Annotated in this window: 17 protein-coding genes; 9 read left to right on the top strand and 8 right to left on the bottom strand. The window is 50.7% G+C overall.

Features of this window, described 5'->3' with window-relative positions; all coding sequences use genetic code 11:
* The first annotated feature begins 147 nt into the window (after positions 1-147).
* A complete protein-coding gene (locus tag ACX1C1_RS03425) occupies positions 148-591 on the top strand; it encodes a cell wall hydrolase (RefSeq protein ID WP_458955768.1) in 444 nt (147 codons plus the stop codon).
* Positions 592-873: 282 nt separating this feature from the next.
* Here the strand turns inward: ACX1C1_RS03425 and ACX1C1_RS03420 are convergent, their stop codons facing one another.
* Together ACX1C1_RS03420 and ACX1C1_RS03415 are read right to left on the bottom strand one after the other, a co-directional pair.
* The gene (locus ACX1C1_RS03420) at positions 874-1644 is read right to left on the bottom strand and encodes a nucleotidyltransferase (protein WP_458955767.1); all 771 of its coding nucleotides are present in this window, start codon (positions 1642-1644) and stop codon (positions 874-876) included.
* 376 nt (positions 1645-2020) lie between these two features.
* A complete protein-coding gene (locus ACX1C1_RS03415; RefSeq protein WP_458955766.1) occupies positions 2021-2245 on the bottom strand; it encodes a hypothetical protein in 225 nt (74 codons plus the stop codon).
* Positions 2246-2474: 229 nt separating this feature from the next.
* Between ACX1C1_RS03415 and ACX1C1_RS03410 the strand changes: the two genes are divergently transcribed.
* From ACX1C1_RS03410 to ACX1C1_RS03380, 7 genes are all read left to right on the top strand, one after another.
* Complete coding sequence (locus ACX1C1_RS03410) at positions 2475-3224, top strand: sensor domain-containing protein (RefSeq protein ID WP_458955765.1); 750 nt, start codon at positions 2475-2477, stop codon at positions 3222-3224.
* Positions 3225-3555: 331 nt separating this feature from the next.
* Positions 3556-4539, top strand: coding sequence for an ABC transporter permease (locus ACX1C1_RS03405; protein WP_458955764.1), 984 nt, complete (start codon positions 3556-3558; stop codon positions 4537-4539).
* Positions 4533-5411, top strand: coding sequence for a carbohydrate ABC transporter permease (locus ACX1C1_RS03400; RefSeq protein WP_458955762.1), 879 nt, complete (start codon positions 4533-4535; stop codon positions 5409-5411). The genes ACX1C1_RS03405 and ACX1C1_RS03400 overlap by 7 nt, the downstream gene beginning before the upstream one ends.
* 61 nt (positions 5412-5472) lie before the next feature.
* Positions 5473-7062 carry an extracellular solute-binding protein gene (locus tag ACX1C1_RS03395; protein WP_458955761.1) on the top strand — a complete coding sequence of 530 codons (1590 nt, stop codon included), beginning with the start codon at positions 5473-5475 and terminating at the stop codon, positions 7060-7062.
* A gap of 74 nt (positions 7063-7136) precedes the next feature.
* A complete protein-coding gene (locus ACX1C1_RS03390) occupies positions 7137-8027 on the top strand; it encodes a glycoside hydrolase family protein (RefSeq protein WP_458955760.1) in 891 nt (296 codons plus the stop codon).
* A 42-nt stretch (positions 8028-8069) separates the two neighbouring features.
* Positions 8070-12497 carry an S-layer homology domain-containing protein gene (locus tag ACX1C1_RS03385; protein ID WP_458955759.1) on the top strand — a complete coding sequence of 1476 codons (4428 nt, stop codon included), beginning with the start codon at positions 8070-8072 and terminating at the stop codon, positions 12495-12497.
* Between the two features lie 109 nt (positions 12498-12606).
* Positions 12607-14958, top strand: a complete 2352-nt coding sequence (locus ACX1C1_RS03380; protein ID WP_458955758.1) for a helix-turn-helix domain-containing protein — start codon at positions 12607-12609, stop codon at positions 14956-14958.
* Positions 14959-15422: 464 nt separating this feature from the next.
* Here ACX1C1_RS03380 and ACX1C1_RS03375 read toward each other — a convergent pair whose 3' ends face one another.
* From ACX1C1_RS03375 to ACX1C1_RS03365, 3 genes are all read right to left on the bottom strand, one after another.
* Complete coding sequence (locus ACX1C1_RS03375; protein ID WP_458952756.1) at positions 15423-16796, bottom strand: IS110 family RNA-guided transposase; 1374 nt, start codon at positions 16794-16796, stop codon at positions 15423-15425.
* A gap of 101 nt (positions 16797-16897) precedes the next feature.
* Positions 16898-17839 carry an alpha/beta fold hydrolase gene (locus ACX1C1_RS03370; protein WP_458955757.1) on the bottom strand — a complete coding sequence of 314 codons (942 nt, stop codon included), beginning with the start codon at positions 17837-17839 and terminating at the stop codon, positions 16898-16900.
* A 249-nt stretch (positions 17840-18088) separates the two neighbouring features.
* Positions 18089-20014, bottom strand: coding sequence for an ATP-dependent DNA helicase (locus ACX1C1_RS03365; protein ID WP_458955756.1), 1926 nt, complete (start codon positions 20012-20014; stop codon positions 18089-18091).
* A 145-nt stretch (positions 20015-20159) separates the two neighbouring features.
* On the opposite strand from ACX1C1_RS03365, the gene ACX1C1_RS03360 reads away from it, so the two are divergent.
* Positions 20160-20702, top strand: a complete 543-nt coding sequence (locus ACX1C1_RS03360; protein WP_458955755.1) for a GNAT family N-acetyltransferase — start codon at positions 20160-20162, stop codon at positions 20700-20702.
* Positions 20703-20750: 48 nt separating this feature from the next.
* Here the strand turns inward: ACX1C1_RS03360 and ACX1C1_RS03355 are convergent, their stop codons facing one another.
* The 3 genes from ACX1C1_RS03355 to ACX1C1_RS03345 form a co-directional block, all read right to left on the bottom strand.
* Positions 20751-21119, bottom strand: a complete 369-nt coding sequence (locus tag ACX1C1_RS03355; protein ID WP_458955754.1) for a hypothetical protein — start codon at positions 21117-21119, stop codon at positions 20751-20753.
* 183 nt (positions 21120-21302) lie between these two features.
* Entirely contained in the window at positions 21303-21644 is a 342-nt protein-coding gene (locus tag ACX1C1_RS03350) for a DUF1801 domain-containing protein (RefSeq protein WP_458955753.1), read from the bottom strand.
* Positions 21645-21670: 26 nt separating this feature from the next.
* Complete coding sequence (locus ACX1C1_RS03345; protein WP_458955752.1) at positions 21671-22114, bottom strand: YciI family protein; 444 nt, start codon at positions 22112-22114, stop codon at positions 21671-21673.
* Positions 22115-22185: the final 71 nt, after the last annotated feature.

Raw genomic sequence — 22185 nt, 5'->3', positions numbered from 1 at the left:
GAGGGAGCAGGGAAGGCGTTTCGGTGCCTCCTTGCGCCCTTTTTTTATAGAAAGTATTTCGCAATCTCCGTAGTTCGAATCGTCCGAGGGTAACACTTCCGCTGCAGCCCTAATATGATAAGTTTAGAAATCTAAAGAGGTGAGCCAATGGCAGTCGTAAAAGCCAGGAAACAGGACATTGATATGTTGGCAAGGTTGCTCCGTGCAGAGGCTGAAACCGAAGGCGAAATGGGCATGCTTCTAGTTGGAAATGTAGGCATTAATCGAATAAGAGCAAATTGCTCCGATTTTAAAGAACTCCGAACGATTCCTCAAATGATTAACCAAGCGCATGCGTTCGAAGCATTGCAGCATGGGTTGTACTACCAGAACGCGCGAGAGAGGGAACGCCGTTTGGCGCAACGATCTGTGAACGGGGAAAGACATTGGCCAGGCAAATTTTCGCTTTGGTATTTCCGCCCCGGATCGTTCGACAATCCCGGACCTTGTCCGCCGACCTGGTACAATCAGCCATTCGCGGGGAGATGGAAGAAACACTGCTTCTACGAGCCGACCGCACAGGAATGCGAAAATGTATATAACACGTTATAACGTAATACGCAAAAAAGTGCCGAGTGCCGTGACGACAATCACGGCTTTCTTTGTTTGTACTCCCAGAAAAGCCAATAAGTATCTGAAGAAAATAAAGTTCTAGACTGCCGCTATTCAATGCTATCATATCCCGTTAGAATACTCTTATGTTTTAATTTAATTAGAGTCGCTGCTTATAGTTGTGAGGCTTGCCGAACACCTAATGCAGTGACGTCCCGACGGGCTTAGGGGGCTGGATGTGGTCACTCGCTTCTCAGAGTGACCCGAAGCGTCAATATGGTGTTAGTCGAAGGAAGTTCTGGAAGCAGCCATTGCATTTAACGCGTTCTCAAAATAGCTATATACTTCATCTGCAATCCCCATAAACTCTTCAACAAGTACATTATTACTATCCAAGTAACAAGCATACAGATAATCAACTAAAGCGGGGGCAATCTCACAATGGTTTAATATGGAATTCTTCATCATAATAATGTCATCTTGCCATACACCTGTATCTTCTAAAACCAAAGAGTATAATGCGCGAATTAATCTTTTAGAGTAACCTTTAATATATCTATTCTTCATTGTGTTATCACTAGCATCAGAAAGTAAACGATGTATACGATCTACTTCCTTCTTGGTCTCTGTATTTAAGCCTAAAATGAACGCTGGAGAAATAATTATCGGTGGTACTTTTTCACCAACGTCATGACCATATATGCAAACACAAATTATCTTTACCCAAAAGCCCCAATCATTTGGTTTACTTAATACATCGTCAATCGAGCAAATTGTCGTATCAATCTTAGTTAATAAGGGGTATTCCTTCAACATCTTGTCTTTAATATTTGACAATCTTTCGTAATCAATATCTTTGGGATTTACACATACAATAGTAAAGTCTGCATCTGACTTAAAAGGTATAGCAGTTCCTTTTGGAATCGAGCCACACATATAAATGCTATGAATCTTACCTTTAAATTCTGCAAGTATATTATCTATATACTTATCAACAAAATCCTTGTATTCACTTTGTATTAAAATTCTTTTTATAACTTTTTCTAATATCATATAGACTCCTCCCAAAATAAAAAACGCCCCAAAGCCAAATGCTCTGGGACGATATTAATCGCGGTACCACCCAGGTTGCTGTATTTTCACACAGCCACCTTAATTGACTATAACGGGTCAAACCGATGGGTATTAGCCATACTCTGGAACAGGCATTTTCAATCAGTACTCTAGGGTTTTCTCAGTCATGAAACCCTTTCCTGTAAAGAGTTTAAAGATTTACTTTTGTCCCATCATTGATTTACAGATATTGGATAGATATTACTCTTTCCCGTCACCTTAGTCAAGAACTTTCTCAAGATAACTACCCGTGAGCTTAATGAAGCATTGTCAGTCTAAAACTTAATTTTTCTACGAATAACCTACAGGATGTAGATTATTGCGTCACCGATTGAAACCATTCGTTGACTTCTTTCGTTACTTGCTCGCCGCCGTTTGCGTTCCAGCTGGCAACGAACTCGTCGAAGGCGTCTGCCGGCAGCTTGCCATAGATGATTTTGTTGAAGGTCTCCAGCTCGGATTGACGGAGCAGATTCCACTTCTCGATCATCGTTGTATGTTTTTTGCGCGGAGTACGCTTAATGAGCGGTTTCGATGCCAAGCGGGTGCCATGGCTTCGTTGTGGATAGACTGTCCACCCAGTGGTTTCGTCATCAACGATCAACGATGATCATTTGCATCTGTAAGTTCTCCTTCTTGGCAGGCACCTGAACGTAACTGGGCCTTACTGGACTTAGGTCCGGCTTCGATTCCATCCGAGAGAAGGAGGTTAACCCTCATGCGAACAGGCTACAATTAGAGCAACAAATCAAGAAAGTGTGGTTATGTTCATGAGGAAACCAAGCGCTTTGCTGGCATGGAGAATGTTGATTCTATCGCTTCCAAAGGGAATTGCGGCATTCGTTATCGTAGTTGCTGGATTGTCCGTAAGCCTCCCGCTATCTATATTTCTGCTCGGCGTGCCATTGCTCGCCGCGACATTGGTTCTATCCCGTACGATGATGGTAGACGAAACAAAAACGGTGATCTCGTGGCTCCAAGGAAAGGAGTATCCGGTCGAAACGGCTCACGCGGGTACAGATGCGGGGCAAAGACAGGGCTGGCGGTCCTGGCTGGTATCCGTCATGAAAGATGGGAGATCATACCGAGGTATTCTGTTCGGGTTGCTGCAGCTGCCAATTGGCGTCGCGGCCTTCACCTTTGCCATCGTGCTGCCCGTTACCGTGCTTGCGGTGCTTCTCTCGCCTGCAGCTTATGAGGTGAGTATGCGATTGTTCGAATTCGATTTATTTGCGCATTCATGGTGGCTGGACAAATTGCTGAACCTGGACTTGACGTCGGCCCAGCGCTCTTGGATCGCTGGCGGAGTTGGTTTGGTATTCGCGCTGCTGCTCCCCATGTTGTTTAGAGGTCTCGGCCGTTTGTACGGGGCTTGGATTCTTAGCATCGCAGGTCCTGAGCCTAAGCCCAAAGCTATGCCACAGGCTCCATATGACGGCAGTAAATATCCATTTGGCACAGATATTGCGGATGGCGGAACGTTCCAGACGGCGGGTCATCATGCTGCGCCTCTCGCTTAATCAATTCTAGGCATAAGCAGCTTACCTGGAGACCGAATTGCACAATGGTGTCATTCGGTCTCTATTTGTTTAGTTGTCTACGGTGTTCGACTCTCAAGACCGGGCAAATACGGGATTATACCCCGTATTTGCTCGGTTTTTTGTGTCATAGGGCAGGTGATGAACCAAATAGCTTATCGTTATCCATTCTGCCGAATCAGCGAAAATCGCTCAAAAAAGCGCTTTCTCCGCTAGCCCGATATCGGATGGGCATGTGATTATACAGGGGAGCAGCGAAGGCGGTGAGTGAAACCGCTTTCGGACATACGAGACATAAAGGAGTGGAACAAACTTGAAATCACTGGCAAGTCAAAACATGCAGAAATATGCACACGCTGGCGATTCCAGTATCCGTCAACGGCCAAAGAGAAAGCGCTTCCTCGATGTGATGAGGCGTTACGGTGCGCTTTATCTCTTGTTTATCCCGGTCATCGCTTATTATGCGATCTTTCATTATGCGCCGATGGCAGGGGTCGTAATCGCATTCAAAAACTACAACTTCCTGGACGGTGTCTTTGGCAGTCCTTGGGCGGGGATGGCGCACTTCAAACGATTTATCGATAACGGAGATTTCTGGATCGTGTTCAGCAATACGTTAGTGCTCGCCTTCTACCGAATCTTGTTCGGTTTCCCGGCGCCGATCCTATTCGCGGTCTTGCTTCATGAAATGCGGTTCGTCAAATGGAGGCGCATATTCCAAACCGTATCGTATTTGCCCCACTTTGTGTCATGGGTCGTCGTGTACGGGCTTATGTACAACTTTTTCTCGGAAAGCGGCTTCGTGAATGCCATTATGAAATCGGCAACAGGCGAGACGCTGCCGTTCTTATCCTCTACCGAATATTTCCGCAGCATGTTCGTCGGAAGCGCGATGTGGAAGGAGATGGGCTGGAGCGCGATTATCTTCTTAGCGGCGCTGACCCGGGTAGATCCGAATTTATATGAAGCCGCTTCGATTGATGGCGCTAACCGTTGGCAGCGGCTGTGGCATATTACGCTTCCGGGCATTCGCAGCGTCATCAGCATCATGTTTATTCTAAGTCTCGGCGGACTGCTCAGCGTCAGCTTCGAGCAAATTCTAGTCATGATCAATCCACAAGTATCCTCGGTCGCGGAAGTGCTCGATTACTACATTTACCGAGTGGGTCTGCTGAATACGAATAACTTTAGTTATGCGACTGCAGTCGGTTTGTTCCGTTCTGTAATCGCGGTGGCGCTTGTGCTGCTGGCGAATTATTTGGCCAAAAAAATGGATGAGGAGGGCGGCATATGGTAAGTCCAACATCGAGCCCGAAGATGGGCAAAGCCTCTCTAGTCGATTATGTAATCTGGTTTGTGTTGGTGTTGTTTAGCCTATCTACATTATTCCCGTTCCTGAACGTCCTGTTCGTCTCGTTCGCCAATATGAAAGATATCGTGGCAAGCGGCGGCGTACTGCTGTTCCCGAAATCGATTCACTTGGACAGTTACAAGTACGTGCTCCAATATTCAGGCCTGCTGAATGCTTACGGCGTCACCATCTTTATCACCGTTGTTGGCACCTTAATTAACTTAGTGATGACGGCGCTGGGCGCCTATGTGCTCTCGAATCGCGATCTGCCCGGCAGAAACGCGATGATGACGATGGTGTTGATCGCGATGTTATTCAGCGGAGGGCTGATCCCTACCTATTTGGTTGTACGTTCCCTCCATCTCGTGGATACCGTCTGGGCGCTCATGCTTCCCTCCGCAATCAGCGCGTGGCTGCTGATACTGATGCGCAATTTCTTCCAGGGCATCCCGTCCGAGCTGCGGGAATCGGCCCGCATCGATGGTTGCTCGGAGCTCGGTATACTGGTACGCATCATTCTGCCGCTGTCTCTGCCGATATTTGCAACGCTTGCGCTGTTCTATGGCGTGGGTCACTGGAACGAGTACATTAACGTCGTGATCTATATTAACGATCCCGACCTCTCCACGCTTCAGTTGATTTTGCGCAAAATGTACAGCTTCGCCATCGATCAATTGGACGGCGACAGCCTGCCTCCACCTGTGGAGACCGTACGCGCCGCTACAATTATGATGTCAACGTTGCCGATCGTCATGGTCTATCCGTTCTTGCAGCGATTCTTCGTGCAAGGCGTCATGGTCGGCTCTGTAAAGGGTTAATCACTGTGGTTGTGAGCCATTTGGCTTATAATAGATAACATAAACAGAAAGGGAGATCACAATGAAATCGAATACACAATCCCGTTTGAATGCGGTTGGCGCATCCCTGCTGACCGTCGCGTTGCTGGCTGGCTGCAGCGGAGGCAACTCGAATGAACCGGCAGAGACGAATGCAGGCAAACCGGCGGATGGGGAAACAAAGAAAGCACCAACGACCATCTCGATCATTCAGCCGGATCTCGGCCGAGTCTGGAAGTCAGATAATCCGGGTACGAAGGAGCTTGAGACGCGTACGAATGTGAAGCTTGATGTCTCGATGCATCCTAATAATGATTTCACTAGCAAATTCAATGTACTCGCAGCTTCAGGCGATATTCCTGACATTAGCCGTCTTAGCGCGTTTGATTACCAGAACTTCGCGGACCAAGGTCTGTTCCTGGATCTGACTGAGTATCTGGACGAATATGGTCCTAATCTGAAGAAGGCCATTCCCGCAGAGCTGTGGGATCTGACCAAATATAAAGGCAAACAATTCGTCATTCCGTATGAGAACACGGCAGGCAAGGAAGTGCCGGTTGTGCGTATGGACTGGCTGGAGACGTTGGGACTTAAGATGCCTGCGAATCTGGACGAATTCGAGGCAATGCTCAAGGCGTTTACGTTCGACGATCCGGATAAGAACGGCAATAACGATACGTACGGCATGGGCGTAACCAATACGTACAGCGAATCCTTTATGCCTATCTTCGGTGCCTTCGGAATCGCGCCTGGCTTTATCGGCGGCAGCACGCCGATGCCAAGCTACCAGAAGGACAATCAAGTCGTGCCTGTAGCGGTATCTCCCGAATACAAAGAAGCGATCACATATATCAAGCGGTTATGGGACGCGAAGGTTATCGATCCGGAAATCTTTACGATCAAAGCGGATCAGGCGCAGCAGAAGGCCGCGCAAGGCAAGATCGGCTACTTTAACGCCTGGTGGTCCATCGCGCCGCAGCAGCTCGTGATGCAGTTGAAGATGAACGAGATCGTACCGGAAGCAAAGTGGGAGCCGATTCAACCTGCTCTGACTGGTCCAGATGGCAAAAGCGGCATGTTCTCATTCGGTAACATTGGCGCTTCTGTAGCGATTTCTGCCAAGTCCAAAAATCCGGAGGAAGCTATTAAGTTCCTCGATTATTTGGCAACGGAAGAAGGCTGGGAGCTAGCAAGATTCGGTATCAAGGATACGCATTATACATCCGCTACCGCTCCAAGAACGGAAGAAGGTCAGAAGGCATATGACGAGAAGTGGCTGGATCCGCTAAGCCAGATCGTTTCGAGGGTGGATCTCGTTAACAATGTTAATAATGCGAGCGAGGATCCGATCCAAATCGAAAACAATCGCTTCATTAACGCCGCTGCAAGCTACACGTTATATCAAGATATCTTCTACGGCATTCCGCTTACGGATGAATACAAGACGTATGGCGCCGATGTTGCCAAATACGAAGAAGAAATGATTATTAAGTTCATTACCGGCGTAGAATCGCTGGATAAGTGGGACGCATACGTTGAGAGCTGGAAGAAGAAGGGCGGCCAAACGGTGTTTGATTCCGCGATCAAGAAGTACAACGAGCTTAAAGGAACGCAGCTGGAATCCGGCATTTAATATACGAGTCAGCGAGGGAAGGGGACCGGAGACGGTCCTCGACCTTTGCCATGCCATCAGAAGGGAGGAAACGAATGAAGTTACATGCAGTGACCTCCCCGATCCTGCTCCAAGGCGATGACAAGAGAGCCTATCGCGATCCTTGCGCCGTCTATCATGACGGTATCTGGTATCTGTACTTCACGCTGGTGGAGACGGAGCCGGACGGAGGGGTGTATCTCTACGCGGCGGCGAGTGAAAGCATGGATCTCAAGCAGTGGAGCGAGCCCCGCCTATTGACGCGGAGGGATCAGGGATTGAACTTTTCGAGTCCAGGCAATGTTGTGTACCACGGAGGTAAGTGGCGGATGTGCCTCCAAACCTATCCGCGACCGAATGGAGAAAAGTACGGTAACGCAGACTGCAGGCTATGGACGATGGAGAGCGCGGATTTACGCCATTGGTCGGAGCCCGAACTGCTTCTAGTCAAAGGGCGAGAGACGGACGTTGGCGAGATGGGTCGTATGATCGATCCGTATTGGGTGGAGAATGTCGGCAGCCCCGGCGAATGGTATTGCTTCTACAAGCAGAATGGCGTCAGCTTCTCGCGCTCGTACGATTTGAAGGAATGGACATACGGCGGCAGCCGGGAGGCGGGAGAGAATGTATGCGTGATCCGTCATGAAGGGGAATATGTCATGTTCCATTCGCCGGAGAACGGCATCGGCGTCATGCGTTCCACCGATCTATCGGAGTGGCGGGAGGACGAATGGCTTATAACGCTCGGGCAGAAGGATTGGGAGTGGGCAAAAGGCAGGATCACGGCCGGCTTCGTCATCGATTTGCGTCATGTAGAAGACATAGAGGCATTCGTGATGTTTTTCCATGGCAGCGGACCCCAGGACGAAAGCGTATTATTCGATACGCACGCCTCGATTGGGATAGCCTGGAGCAAGGATTTGCTTAACTGGGAATGGCCGAAGTAATCCGGGCCATGCCCGGACGATAATAGAGGAGGGTTTGACGGGATGAGACGAATGTCGATCATTTGGTTTATGGTTGTGACATTAGTTTTGCAAGCGCTTCCGGTTTATGCGGACGAGGGGACAATTGACGTACAAGCTGCGGGTGTGATAACGATCGAAGGCGAGCATTACAGCAGCGTGAATCAGACGCCGGTAGCGAAGGCGGAGCGGGACGCGCTGAGGGGAAGCAGCACAGAGCTTAGCGGCAACGACTTTTTATTCTTCAAAAGCCCATCCAATACGCCGATTCCAGCGGGCGGTTACGTAGCGGACTTTGAAGTGAACGCTCCGGTCCCAGGTACATATGGACTGGTCATTGTGGCATCGCCGATTGCGGCGGGACATGTCTCTCCGTATCAAATCAAAATTAACGACGGCGACTATGCGAGTGTCAATTCTTCGAGCGCGACGAAGATCGGAGAACTGCAGACGCCAACGAACCTGTTCCACCGTTACAGGCTGAATCCCATTACGCTCCAAGAAGGCGCTAATACGATCTCCTTCCGAGCGATGGATGGACGATCCTTAGACGGACGTGTGTACTTCTTCCTCGACAAGCTGGAGCTGACCAAGCTTCCATGGGGATTAACGGGCATTCGCGGCAATGCGCCGAACAATCTGTTCGAAGAGGATGACGACATTCGGCTTACGATCGGCTTCACCGATTCCGCGAGCAGTGGTCATACCGTGTCGTACAGCGTGTATGATTACGACGGCAATGTCGCTCTGCAAGACGAACTCGTCTTGACGGACAATGTCGCGGATGTTGAGCTGACTTTGCCGCAGCTTGAACGAGGACATTATACGATAATGGCCGGGGATGATCAGAATAATAGCTCGATCAGCGAATATTTTTCGGTGGTAATGAACAGCTCCGAACGCCGTTCCGGCATGACGCATCCGTTCGCGATCGATGTGGCAGGCGGCTCCTTGTTCCCGAGTGCCGACGCTCCGAACTATGCCAGAGCCGTAAGGCTGACAGGCGTGGATTACGTGCGTGAGCGGATGCACTGGAATTCGATTAGCAGCGCTCAAGACACCTATGATTTCTCCAAATATGATCCCTATGCCGAAGCTTACGAAGACGAAGGGATTCGAGTGCTGGGGCTTAATCACATCGCACCGCCTTGGGCGAAGGATACCGGCAAAAACTTGCCGAGAAGCCTGATGGATGCGTACAACTTGGCTAAGACCACCGCACAGCACTATGGTGCGCAAGCAGACTGGGAGTTCTGGAACGAGCCGGACATCCAGTATACAGCGGAGAGCGAAACGGCAGACCAATATGCAGCTTTCCTGAAAGCGACGACGATCGCAGCCAGGGACGGGGGCACTGGCACGCAGGTCGCTTTGGGCGGTATCGCCTATCCGCCTGGTGGTTACGTGGAGCTACTCGTGCAGAATGACATCGAGGACTATATCGATATTTATAATTACCATGGACATCGCAATGACAATGAAACGACGAAGCTGATGGATATGCCGTCAACCTTTGCTACGAATACGGAGTTTATACAGGATTATGAGTTATCCGGCAAGCCCGTCTATGTCACGGAAGCGGGAATCTCGCTGAAATTCCATGACAGCTCACAGATTCTGACCGCGGAGCAGCTGCGAGCTCAAGCTCGATATTTGGCAACCTCCACGATCAGGTCTATAGCTACGGGGGTAGACAAACATTTTTGGTTTGTGTTCCCTTATTATCTGGAGACCGGCATGTCGTGGGGAAGTTTTTCCTCCAGGGCAACGCCATATGCCGTTATTAATGCCCAAGCTGCAATGACGCATGCGCTAGGGGAAGCTATCTATTTGGGCGGGCTGAGCGGTATGCCCGAAGGCGTCGTAAGTCATGTGTTCCGTGATGGAGAGGATAGCATTGCAGCCATCTGGAGCGAGAACGGCGTACCCGTGACAATATCCGCTCCGGTTGGAGAAGCGTTAATGACAGATATTATGGGACGAGAACAGGTGCTGGAGGCAACTGCAGGCGGTTATGTCCTCGAAGCCGGACCGGATGTGCAGTATGTTCGTGTAGCCGGTACCTTCCCTGGATTGACCGAACCTGTCTTCGACGAGCCAGCACCTTTCTCGCCGGCACTATCGGCGGCCGATCGAATGGTGCTGGTGCAGAAGTACCCGGAGGCTACGGCAGCCAAGGCTAAGGCGAAGGGGTATCTGCTCAATAAGGATGAAGTGACGACAGTAGAGGTTGATGTATATAACTTTAACGAAACGGCGATGACGGGAGAGGTAACGGGCACGACATACGGAGGATGGTCTTTTTCCTCGCAGGCAGAAAGTGTCACGATAGCACCTTTTTCCATGGAAACGTTGACCTTTGAGCTGACGGGCAGCGCTTCGGTGGCCGCGGATGTGAAGTTCCCTGTTGTGTTCCAGGGGATGTTCGGCGGCGAGGAGACTTCGCGCTCGATTACGCTGATTGCATCCGACGAGAATTTGCCTGCAATACCTAGCTTGCTGGTGCCTGGATACGACGATCCCAGTCGGTGGGGAGATAACAACTCCACAGGCACAACCAATATGGTGACAGCTCCCGAGGTGGGCGAGACACAATTCGAAATAACGTTCGGAAGCGGGGACAAGTGGACGTACCCGAGCTTTGAACTGGATGAATCCACCGATTTTGCAGGTTCGGAGGGGCTGACCTTCGAGGTGTACTTCCCTGAGCCAATCGACGGTGTGACGATCCGAAGCTTTATGTATGAGCGCAACGGTGCGGGTTACTTTACGGCAGGTGGAGCCGCTCCGACGGGGGGATGGCAATCCGTTAAGATGCCTTGGTCGGACTTCGCGGCATTCGGCGACCCGGATGATAACTTCCATCTCGATCCCGACCAAATTCGGGAGTTCAGCATCGGAATCAATTCCCGGACCGCCACAAGTGTGGGGTATAGAATCCGTAATGTCGGCGTGTATACCCAGCCGGATTCGGGTCTCTACAGCAAGATTGTTAATCTCTCTCCGGTTCATAATGGAGAAGTAACTGCCGGCACCGTCGAGATTACGGCCGATCTTGTGCAAGGCGAAATTCCTGTGGCGGCGGATACGATTCAAGTGCTGGTCAATGGAACGCAGGTGCCCCATCAACAGATTGGATCGGCGATTCAAGCGACAACGACGTTGCAGCCAGGCAGCTATGCGGTGACGGTCAAAGGATTCGACACAAACGGAAGATTGGTTGCGGCCAAGTCTGCTGTAACGGTCATAGAAGATAGCGAATCCGGGAACGAGAATGGCAATGAAGACGCAGGCGGCGTCGTGCCTGGAGGCGAGGACTCCACGATCATGAAGGCGACTGCTGCCGATTTGTTGCCGGCGGAGGGCGGCAGCGGACTGAAGCTGCAGCTAGCCGCGAAAGCGAACCAGGTAGAGCTTCATGCAGCTCTGTTCCATATGCTGTCGGGGCAGGAGCTTGAGATTGAAGCGGGGGGCGTTCGATTGATCATCCCATCAGGTACGCTGAAGCCGCTGCTCGAGGGCCAAGACGGTAATCGGTACGACCGGATCGTGATTGGTATTGATGGAGGAAGGGGAGATACCGAAAGCAAGCGGATGGGATTGCCGGATGAGGACGGTCCTCTAACGAAAGCTGGCGAGCTCGTCGAGCTGTTCATCTACGGGGTTGATTCAGCCGGGCACAGGTTCACGCCAGAGCGGTTCGATATACCTGTAACGCTGCAGCTTTCTTACGAAGGGTATGAGGAGCCGGAGCTGCTCGGTATCTATTATTGGGAGCCGGATGTGGATGCTCCCCAATATATTCGAAGTGTGTGGAAGCGTGCGCAAGGGAAGATCGAAGCACGGTTGAATCATGCTGGAACGTACTCGTTGCTGGCGTACGACAAACGTTATGTTGATGTGTCTCCGCAGCACTGGTTATATCCCGCATTACGGCAGATGACGGCCGCTCATGTGACAACCGGAGTAAGCGAAGATCGATTCGCGCCTGACCGTCAGGTAACGAGAGCTGAATTTGTTGCGTTATGGATGCGTGCATTAGGCTATGCAGGACTGGAAGGCGAGCAGCTAAACGCCGATACGTCCTTTGCCGATGTACCCTCCGACTCTTATTATGCGGCAGCGGTAGCTGCGGCAAGGCAAGTCGGTATTGTGACCGGAAGAGGGGATGGCCGGTTCGCGCCCGATGAGCCGATCACGCGCGAGGAAATGACGACGATGCTCATTAGGGGGCTGAAGCAAGCCGGCAAGCTCCCATTATTAGAAAGCAGCGAAGGGCAAACGATATCCTTCTCCGACGGTAACGATATATCAGCTTGGGCATCGTTGGCTATTGAGGAAGCAGCAGCCATTGGTTTGGTTGTCGGCTACGAGGATGGAACCGCGCGGCCACAGCGATGGGCATCTCGAGGAGAAGCGGCAGTAATCATTTGGCGCGCTTATCAGCTCTAGGCTGTTACGTTTTAGGAGGATTGTCGTCTTCAAATAGAGGGAGCGAACAAGTATAATGGACGAAATAGACCCGGGCTGGCAAGCACGAAGACATAGAGGAGGCGGACAAGTGAGAGAGAGAAGGTCATGGCGATTCATGCAGAGCAGCTTATTCGAATATTTCTATTATTTTCTTGCCCTGTCGCTGCTAATTTCGTCCATTACGGGAGCTACCCTGTATTATTCGTCATCCAATATCTTGTGGCGGGACGCTGTCCAGACGAGCAGCAATACCCTTCAGCTTCTCAAGAACGGTCAGGAGATCGTGTTGTCTGAGGTCAACAAAGCGATGGAGGCGGTATTCCTCGACTCCTCATTCTTAAACTTCATGGAATATTACGACAGCTCGGACATCATCATGCAGCTGAGGATTCAGCAGAGGCTTGAGAATGTTGTTCTAGCCAGTGATTATATTCATTCAGTGTATATTCATTATCCTCGCGAGCAATTTATTCTGTCTTCTATGCAGGGGGCCGTTCCGCTGACGGCATTCTCCGACAAGGCGTTTGCCGAGTCGCTGGCAGGGGAACGGATCGATGAGTCTTTAGTCCGTACTCGCTCGCTTCCCGCTATCTCGTCGACTCGGCATGATAACGTTATCACGATTGTGAAAACGCTGCCGATCATACATGGGGGAATTCCCTACGCGTATGTTGTGATGAATATAAAAAGCGACTTTTTGGTCAAAATCATGGATTCGTTAAACACGAATCAAGATGCCTTCCTTATCATTACCGATCAAGAAGGACATGTGCTGTCGCAGAAGTCCTCTGAGGATACATTCACTTTCGGAGCCGAGAGCGGTCTGGAGTTCTCCATGCTGGAAGGACCATCAGGCAATTTGTCTGCTAAGGTCAACGGGATTGATTCTCTCGTAAGCTATATTACTTCGGAGCCGAGCGGATGGAAGTACATTTATTCTGTATCTAAGTCGTCGGTTACCAAGAGTGTGCAGCTATGGAGCAGGGCGACTATCATCGTTGGTGTCATTACGATTGTGCTTAGCCTCATTGGTTCATTCTTGCTGTCGAAGCGGATCTTCCATCCAGTGAACCGGCTATTATCGTTGCTTCGCAGGGTGAATTCGGCAGGGGCAGGCTCGGAGCGGGGCAAGGAGATGACGCAGCTCGAAACGAAAGTGAATCGACTTATCGATCACAATCGGGATCTGACGATTCTGCTCAAGGCATACGAAACCCACCGCAAAGAGCAGTTTCTGTACCGGCTTGCAAGCGGTGTCGAGCCAGCCGATGCGGGGACGTTGGAGCGCCTTCGTTATTACGAAGTTCCGCTCCGCGCATCCGGTCACTTTGCGATCATTCTGATCTCGCTCGACGGATTCGCGAAGTTTAGTCAAGAGACGCATGAGTCCGTCCGCAATGAGTTGGTTCTGCGGATGTCCGAACATATTCGCGAGGAAGCATTCATCAAGCAGGAGTATCAAGGTTATCTGCTGGAGCACGAATCCAATGAGCTGCTGCTGGTGCTAAGCCTTGATAATCCGAGCGATGGGCCGGAATCGATGTTATCCCAGCTCCATCGCTGGATCCGGAATTTGCACAAAACGCTGCAGGATGTGTCCAATATGACGGTGACCTTCGGCGTAAGTTCGCTGCGCGAAGGACTGGAGGAGCTGGGCGAATGTTATCTGGAGGCAGAATCTGCGGTGAGTCAGAAGCTGATCTACGGCTACAATAACGTGATCTTCTACAACGGAGTCAAGTCGGAGCCGAGCATCGCGTTGTATCCGCTCAAGATCGAGAAACAATTGTTGACGTATTTCAAGACGGGCAACCGAGAAGGTGTCGCGAGCAGTCTGTTAGAATTTGAAGCGCATATGCTGGAGCATCATTCCAACCAGATCGAGGTTGTCAGACAATATTTCCTTCAGCTGTTCTCCTCTTCACTTAGGAGTATCTATGAGATTGACGCCAATCTCGGTTTCCAGCCGGTCATTCAGCAGCTTCGGTATACGGATTTGCTGGAATCGGAAACGATGCAGAGCATGGTGGGCTATATGCAAACCTTATATGATCTGATTCTGGGTCAATTGGAACAGAAACGAAGCATGAAGAACAAGGAGCTCGTTGCGGATGTTTCCGATTATATCGACTCCCATCTTGCTGATGACTTGTCAATTGAACGGTTAAGCGATTTGTTTGCGATCAGCATGTCCCATCTGCGCAAGATCTATAAGGAAGAGACTGGCGTGACCATCAAGGATACCATCAGCGAGCGGCGGATAACGAGAGCCAAGCAGCTGCTCGGTGATCCAGGACACAAAATTCAGGATGTCGCGCATCTGGTCGGATATTTGACGGTGCAATCCTTTGCCAAAGCCTTCAAGATGGACACGGGGCAGACGCCTGGCGAATATCGGGATCAGCTGCTGCGGAGGTCGCAGGGCGATGAAGCTTTGTAGTGTTGTAGTGTTGTAGCTACACGGGCATGCCATCGCTAATCGGCATAGAAAAGTCGATCACTCTCATGTGGCGACTCCTTTCCTGCATTTCATCAAAAGAGCCGAGCAGCTCCCCAGATTGTTTATCTGGCGAGTGCTCGGCTTTGTTCAATTCTAAGCGTACTATGTCAACTACTTTTTACGGACTTTAGAGCACCCCAAACACACCTAACCTGTAGAATTTTAAAAATAGGGTTACCAACTGACGAAAAGCGGTGGACGAAAGCGGTATGTCTCGAATCTGAAGAAATAGCCTCGTTTCAATCCTGTATGCAATCTGGCTGAGTGCAGATAGCTGTTCTAACGTACAATTCGCATTGACAGGACGAGGTGGATAACGCTTTAGTACGAGGTCTGGGCCTCCAGAATTTGATCCGATCTTCCCTCGGTCCCAGACATACCGACTTCATCATTTTTCTTTGTATCTAGGCAGCGCTTGATGTGATCATGCAATTAAAGGCGAGCTTTTTGTTGATTTCCTGCACGAGCCGATAAGCTGGCTTGGAGGAATGGAACGGCTGCTTATCGCGTAACATGGCAAAAGCGATCTTAAGCATCTTGTTGCCCATTGCTACAAAGGTTGCGCGTTCGTGCTTGCCTCGGCTTCTGAGACGTTCGTAAAACGGCTTCAGGTCCTCATTATGCAAGCAGAGGCTCCGCCCAGCTAGATAAGTGACATAGCGTAAGTGAGTATTGCCCTGCTTGGAGATTTTGCGATAAGAGCCCGCGCCGCCGCCTGACTGCTTGACGATCGGATTGGTACCGGCCTTCTTGATGAGTTGCCCGGCATGCTGATAATCCAAGACATTACCGATCTCCGCGTAGAGCTCTGCCGCCAAGGATACGCCGAGTCCAGGAACCGTAAGGAGTAAGCTACCGTCGGTCTGAAGCAACAGGTTTTCAATCTCATTGTCCAGCGTATTGATTTTGGCATCGAAGGCGCGGAGGTCCTGTAGCTTCATACGTAGCACCATGAGCTCGGGACGGAGCGTCTGCACGTCTGAGGCAAGTGATTCCTTTGCCACATGAAGCAGCTTGCCGATTGCGTTCGTACGCAACTTCAAGTTGTGCTGAACGGAAAGCTTCCGTAGCCCCATCTCACCAAGTTGCAAAACGAGAGCGGGGTGCGGGTAGTACTCCATGAAGTAGAGAGATGCTTTCCCCCACAAGTCGCTAAACACTTTTATTTTCTTAGCTCTTCCATTCTGGTGTTCGGCGTAACCTTGATACTCTCGCCAGACGATATCCAGGATGTTTCGGATCTCCATACGCAGGCTAGAACGCTTGCGAATTTCTGAGCGCTTTGCACGAGTTAGGACGCGCAACTGTCTTTGCAGGCCTTCCGTTAAACGATACTCCGTCGCTTTATTGTTACGAATGGCGTGAGCAATGGCGACGAGGTCGAGGTCATCGGTTTTGCACCAACTAAGAGCGCTGGCACGCTCTTCAGAGGTCGTGTAGGCGTTGAGAATTTGAACGTGGTACCCATGCATGGTCATCTGTCTGACAATGTCCTCGTAGTAGTGGCCGGTTGCTTCAATGCCAAGAAACAAGCGTACGGCTTCCGTGTCTCGAATGGCTCTTTCAATCGTGTCGTATAGGAGTTTCATTCCGGATTGACTGACGGAAAAAAAGAAGGGTTTCTCAATCACGTCGCCGAAATAATTGCATATGAGTGCTTTTTGGTGGAGCTTTGCCGCATCGATCGCTACGATGAGTACTTGCTCCAGGTTAACACCTCGCAGTTGTTGACTGAACTTTGTTCCCTTTAAGCCTTGAATATGTTGGGATTTCCCCATGTGACTTCAACCTCCTGTGGTGGGTGGTTAGATTGAAGCTCTTCGTCAGGTGCTTCTTTCTTCGATAGTCGCTGGGGATTTTCCTTTATAAAAGGAGTATATTACACGCCAGAATTTATAAGTTTTTGCATCTTATCTGAGCTTAGAATTCTCGGAATGAAACGCGCTGCGCCGCCAAAGACGGCGATAGCCGTTTCACCTTGGTTGACTGCTAATCGGATTTCCTCAATAATTATGCCGGGCTCGGAGAAATTGATCATATGACCTGAAGCGGGTGCTTGTACCCAGCGGCCATTCTCATGCTCATCTACCGTTTGCTGATGAGCGGCCATAATAGCGGGACGCATCTTGCGCTCGGCGCGTGTGATGAGCGTGCCTGAGATGATGGTAACCGGCAGTGAGCCGAGCTTAGGCGGTCTGGCACGCACTCTCGCCAGATCGTCGAGAAAGGCGAGCGACTCCGCATTGGAGGTGCGGGCGGCTTGCAAGGTGAAGTCCTCGCGAACATGATCCGCCGCGACATCCGCTGGCTGCACGCGTCCATATTTGCTCGACATGGAGCGGTACAGGCCGGTGCGAGCCATGAAAGGGAGGATTCGACGCATAAAGGCGAAATATTTGGCTGTGGTGGGATGGAAATATTGCTCGAAATGTTCGTCGGATGGATCGACAAGCACAAGAGCGGCAATGCGCGAAGGGTTGGCCGCCGCGGCTGCCCGGACGATCTGACCGCCCCAGCTATGTCCGACAAGGATAAACGGCCCCTGTCCCAGATGATCCAGCAGGTATCCGAGATCGCTCGCCATACGGCCGAGCGTCCGAGGTGCGGTATCCGGCGTGCTCTTGCCGAAACCTGATCTGTCGTATACGACAGCTTGCGTTTGTTCGGCTATGCGGGGCTGGACCAATCCCCACGCCGATCGGGAGTAACCCATGCCGGATTCGAAGACGACGATGGGGGAGCCCGTTCCTTGACTCATATAATGCAGCTTGCGGCCATCCGGTAATGTAAGATAAGAGCTTGAGCCATAGGTGTGCGGCACTTTACGTTCATCCTTTCAGGTATGAGAGCGATAGCGTAATAGATTTCGTAATAGATACCGTAATTGAAACGGTTATCCGTTTCTTCCAATGATAATTATTCTCACGCATTAGCGTATCAAAAGAACCAAAGCATGGCAAGAGTAATGAAATGGGATAGGAGCTGCTTAACTCGACGCAAAGAGACGGTCACCAAGGGAACTGGTCACCGTCACTTTTTTGTATATGTTCAGTCTAGCGCCTGCCAGCTGTTAGTCCTTCGGCAAAAGCGACTGTATGTGCTCTACAACATCCGGACGGGACAACCCGGCGCCCATGATAGATATTCGGCCGCTGTCTTCGCGCGATCGAATGAGCCGTCCGATACCTTGGCGCAGCCGCAGCATCATATAAGGCAGATCAACCTCCTCGAATGGATGGAGGGCATCGGAGCGTCTCGCCGAGAACACGGGGTCATGCGGCGGGAACGGCAACTCCCAGATGATCACATGGGATAATGATGGACCCGGAATATCTAGCCCTTCCCATAGCGTTACCGCACATAAGACGCTTGTCTCGTCATGCTGGAACTCGGCGATCAGATGGCTGATCTCGGCGCTACCTTCATAGAGGAGGCGATAGTCCTCGGCAACCGCACCGGATTGGCGAAGCTTATCCATCTCCTCCTTGAAGCCAAGAAGCTCTTCTTGCGAAGGGAACAGTATGAGCGCCCGTCCGCCGGATTGCTGCAGCAATTCAAGCACGCGTTGTACGTTGTCCGAACCATCGTCGGGAAGTAACACGGCTTCCATTTGTTCCTTGTAATCATATGGCGATGGCACCGAGAAGGATAGGTAGCTGTCAATGCCAAGATTGCTCGACATATAGTCGAAGCTGTCGTTCACGGACATCGTGGCAGAGGAGAAGACCACCGGCATATTCTGCGAGAATACGCGTTCCTTCAGCACTTCCTTTACCTTCTTGGGCATGAGCACAAGCGTCAACTCGTCCCGATCGTCTGTCACCCAGCAGATCAGATCCTTCGGGTTCTCGAATAAGGCAAGCGCAATGCCGATCATCTCGATATGCTCCTCGACAATTCGTAGTTGATACGAATCGAGGGTATGCATCCCGCTCTCGAAGACGAGCTCTTCTTCGATAATCTCCAGCCGCTTGCGAAGCTGAGCTACTGACCGCAGAAGCTCGCTGCTCTGGACAATTTCCTTACGATCCGACGCCTGTACTTTACGACTAGTACGCGCCAATAGGGCAAACAACGTCTCGCTGGCTTCCAAAGCATCCTCGATAACCATGGCAAAGCTCTCGCGAACTTCGCCTTGCAGAAGTCTGGTCACGATGGCTTCGAATGAGGAATGTTTGAGTTTATAGGTTAACGCATTTTGCGTCGCTGTCTCCAGCAGATGCCCCTCGTCGAACACAACCGAACTATGCTCGGGCAGCAGGGGCAGTTGACCTTCCCGCTTGCGGGCCTCGTATGTCCACACATGCTCCATATAGAAGTCGTGTGAGCAGATGATGAGATCCGGCGCCTTTCGGTAATGATCGCGCGAGATCGTTTGACCGCAGCGATGACGCTGGCTGCACACCAGACAATCCTGGAATACATCCCAGCCGAGATGGCTCCACTCCTCATCGGTCAGATGCGGAAAGTCCTTGCGATCACCGTAAGGGTAGAACGACTGCATCGTGCCTGGTGTATGGACGAAGTCCGGCAAGCTGCGATAGATGTCACGGTACTGCGGGTCACCATTCATAGCGGAGCGCGCTTCGTCCAGCTTGTTCAGACAGATGTATTGATCGGGCGACTTGCCAAGCCTCGCATCGATCTGCAAGCCAAGATGTGTCGCTAGCTTGGCGATATCCCCCTCGGGCTTGACCAATTGTTCAATCAGCGACTCGTCGGCGCAAGCGATAATGGCGGGTTTTCTCGTATATTTGGCATAACACAACGCGTAGAGCAAATAAACGAGCGTCTTGCCTGTGCCGACGCCAGCCTCGGCGAATATGGTTCCTTTGGTGCTGTATGCCCGTTCAAGCTGAAAGGCCATATATATTTGTTCATCACGAACCTCGAAGCCAGCCTCAGGGAGCACTTCATAGAAAACATCCGCGATCCAGTCGCTGGCTTGCTGGATGAATGGGATTTTGGGATCTACATTAAAGGGATAATTACTCAAATACACGGAGCCCCCAACCTCTTATTAGAAAACATCCCATCATTATACCTCCAATACGGCTATGATGCGAGTCTGCGGCATGATTTCATTCTGTACGGTATGATATAATGCAGTCGTTATCTTTTGAAGGAAGGGGTGCTGCCGGATGTCGGAGCATCGCGTTTACGTCAGATTCCCTTATGTGTCTGATGCAGCGGACTTAGCAGCTATGAACAATCGCAATCGTGAATTTTTTGAGTTATTCTCGCCGATTACAGACGAGGATTTTTATACCGAAGAGTACCAGCGCCAGTCGATAGTTCGCGGGAGAGCCGACAGGATGGAGGATCGCAAATATAACTTTGTCGTCTGCCTCAAGGAGAATGATGAGATTATCGGCACGGTGGGATTATCCTTTGTGACGAGAGGACCGTTGCAAAGCTGCATGATCGGATACAGCCTCGACAAGGGGCATAACGGCATGGGATACATGACAGAAGCGGTAGAGCAGGTCGTTCAGTACGCCTTCAACGAGCTGAAATTCCACCGAATCGTCGGCGAAGCCTCGCCGCGTAATCCGGGCTCTATCCGTGTACTCGAGAAGGCCGGTTTCCATAAGGAAGGGATCTCCCGCAGCAATCTTAAGATCAAAGGCGTGTGGGAGGATCATCAGGTGCTGGCGATCATTAACCCCTCGGAAGAGATATAGTTGAGCAGGTTAATGATTGATGAGGGAAATAGTGGAGCATATAAAGTTTCAGGATGGAATAGAACACGCAAGTTCACGATCCGTTGAGTGGGGGCCTTGTACGTAGATGGTATGGATGTCGTCGTAGGAGTTAGGAATCGTAATGTCGAACTCGCCACTGCTGCCCAAGGACAGAAGGCTTCCTTTGATTTGGATTGTCAAGGCATGATCGCTATAAGCGAGTCGATACCCGCGATATTTGTTTGCACTGTCGGCCAGCCCGCCTTGCAAGCTTATCAATTCCCCTTTCACGCTGCAGTCCGACATGAAGATGGTATCGGCATTCAGCGTTTTAGGCATAAACAGGTAGGTCGTCGATCCAATCAATAATAGTAACAATATCGCACCAATGCAGAATAGATAGTGTTTCATCCTCATACGGGAACCACCTCACTTGTAACTATGTCACTCTCTTTCAATAAACGCCTGAGTAGTTGCTAAAGCTGCGCCCCAGATATTCTAATACGAAATAGCGAGCAAGCTCGAAAATAAGAGTGGCCGTCCCGACGAGGATTTCTTAAGGGCGGCCACTCTTTACTTTGAAATGGCTGTGCAGTTCCGCTACAACGTGCTCGAAGCCTGTCCCAGCAGCGAGATAATCTCTGCCGAGTTGACGGGATCACCTTGGCGCAGCTTAACCGTCTTACGCTCCGGCGGACCGTCGTACACACCTTCGGGAAAGGTGAGACCAGTCGCGTTAAATATAGTGAAGCTGACGGCGTCCTTCGAGGTGGAGATGACGGCGGCGTACTTGCCATTTTTGAGAAAATGCGGCTTCTTGTACTGGATACGTTCTGCAGCCTCGGGTATCGCTTGGTGGACTGCTTCTCTTAGCGAGAGAGTCAATTCCTTCTGCCATGGCTGCGGCAAAGCTTCGATAAAATCCGTTACTTCTGGATTCATGAACATAACATCCCTTCATTATGGAATTAGCTGTTATCACGATTATTGAACATGTGCAGATGATTGTGCAAGTCGTATTGGAGTGCGTGCTCCATAGGCTCGTAAGTAGCCTTATTACGATCCTTCAATTGTCGGAGCTCAATCTCAAACTCCCCCAAGCCTGCAGGTACCGGGATACGAAGCGCCCAGTCAAGCGCCGCAGCTTCTGATGCGACATTGATGATCATATATTCCGCTATCGAGCCGCCAAGAGCCGGAAAAGGGCCGGATTGCAAGCGCGGTTGATCGATATTCGCAGAATAGGTAATGCGGGCTCCCGACGAGCTGGGCAGAAGCTCCTCCGCCGCTACTAGAATGCCGGCCTCGGCAAGTGATTGCCGGAAAGCTGCGACGGCACGGATATGCTCCATCCGATGAGGGATGCCTGCTTCGTGATGCCCCGTCGACTTCATGATAAACATGTAACGCATATGATGTGTTTCCTCCTCGGAGGAAGGCTGATTCTGATCGTTCCTTCCTCTATATAGACGACGAACGAGAA

It is taken from the genome of Paenibacillus sp. strain BS8-2 (genome assembly GCF_054483835.1).
Note: the sequence above shows the minus strand (reverse complement) of the source record. Positions and strands in the feature narration are given on the sequence as shown.

Excerpts from the sequence above, each read along its gene's own strand:
- ACX1C1_RS03425 (WP_458955768.1), top strand. The coding sequence starts at position 148 with ATGGCAGTCGTAAAAGCCAGGAAACAGGACATTGATATGTTGGCAAGG.
- ACX1C1_RS03420 (WP_458955767.1), bottom strand. The coding sequence starts at position 1,644 with ATGATATTAGAAAAAGTTATAAAAAGAATTTTAATACAAAGTGAATAC.
- ACX1C1_RS03410 (WP_458955765.1), top strand. The coding sequence starts at position 2,475 with ATGAGGAAACCAAGCGCTTTGCTGGCATGGAGAATGTTGATTCTATCG.
- ACX1C1_RS03400 (WP_458955762.1), top strand. The coding sequence starts at position 4,533 with ATGGTAAGTCCAACATCGAGCCCGAAGATGGGCAAAGCCTCTCTAGTC.
- ACX1C1_RS03395 (WP_458955761.1), top strand. The coding sequence starts at position 5,473 with ATGAAATCGAATACACAATCCCGTTTGAATGCGGTTGGCGCATCCCTG.
- ACX1C1_RS03390 (WP_458955760.1), top strand. The coding sequence starts at position 7,137 with ATGAAGTTACATGCAGTGACCTCCCCGATCCTGCTCCAAGGCGATGAC.
- ACX1C1_RS03385 (WP_458955759.1), top strand. The coding sequence starts at position 8,070 with ATGAGACGAATGTCGATCATTTGGTTTATGGTTGTGACATTAGTTTTG.
- ACX1C1_RS03375 (WP_458952756.1), bottom strand. The coding sequence starts at position 16,796 with ATGGGGAAATCCCAACATATTCAAGGCTTAAAGGGAACAAAGTTCAGT.
- ACX1C1_RS03360 (WP_458955755.1), top strand. The coding sequence starts at position 20,160 with ATGTCGGAGCATCGCGTTTACGTCAGATTCCCTTATGTGTCTGATGCA.
- ACX1C1_RS03355 (WP_458955754.1), bottom strand. The coding sequence starts at position 21,119 with ATGAGGATGAAACACTATCTATTCTGCATTGGTGCGATATTGTTACTA.
- ACX1C1_RS03350 (WP_458955753.1), bottom strand. The coding sequence starts at position 21,644 with ATGAATCCAGAAGTAACGGATTTTATCGAAGCTTTGCCGCAGCCATGG.
- ACX1C1_RS03345 (WP_458955752.1), bottom strand. The coding sequence starts at position 22,114 with ATGCGTTACATGTTTATCATGAAGTCGACGGGGCATCACGAAGCAGGC.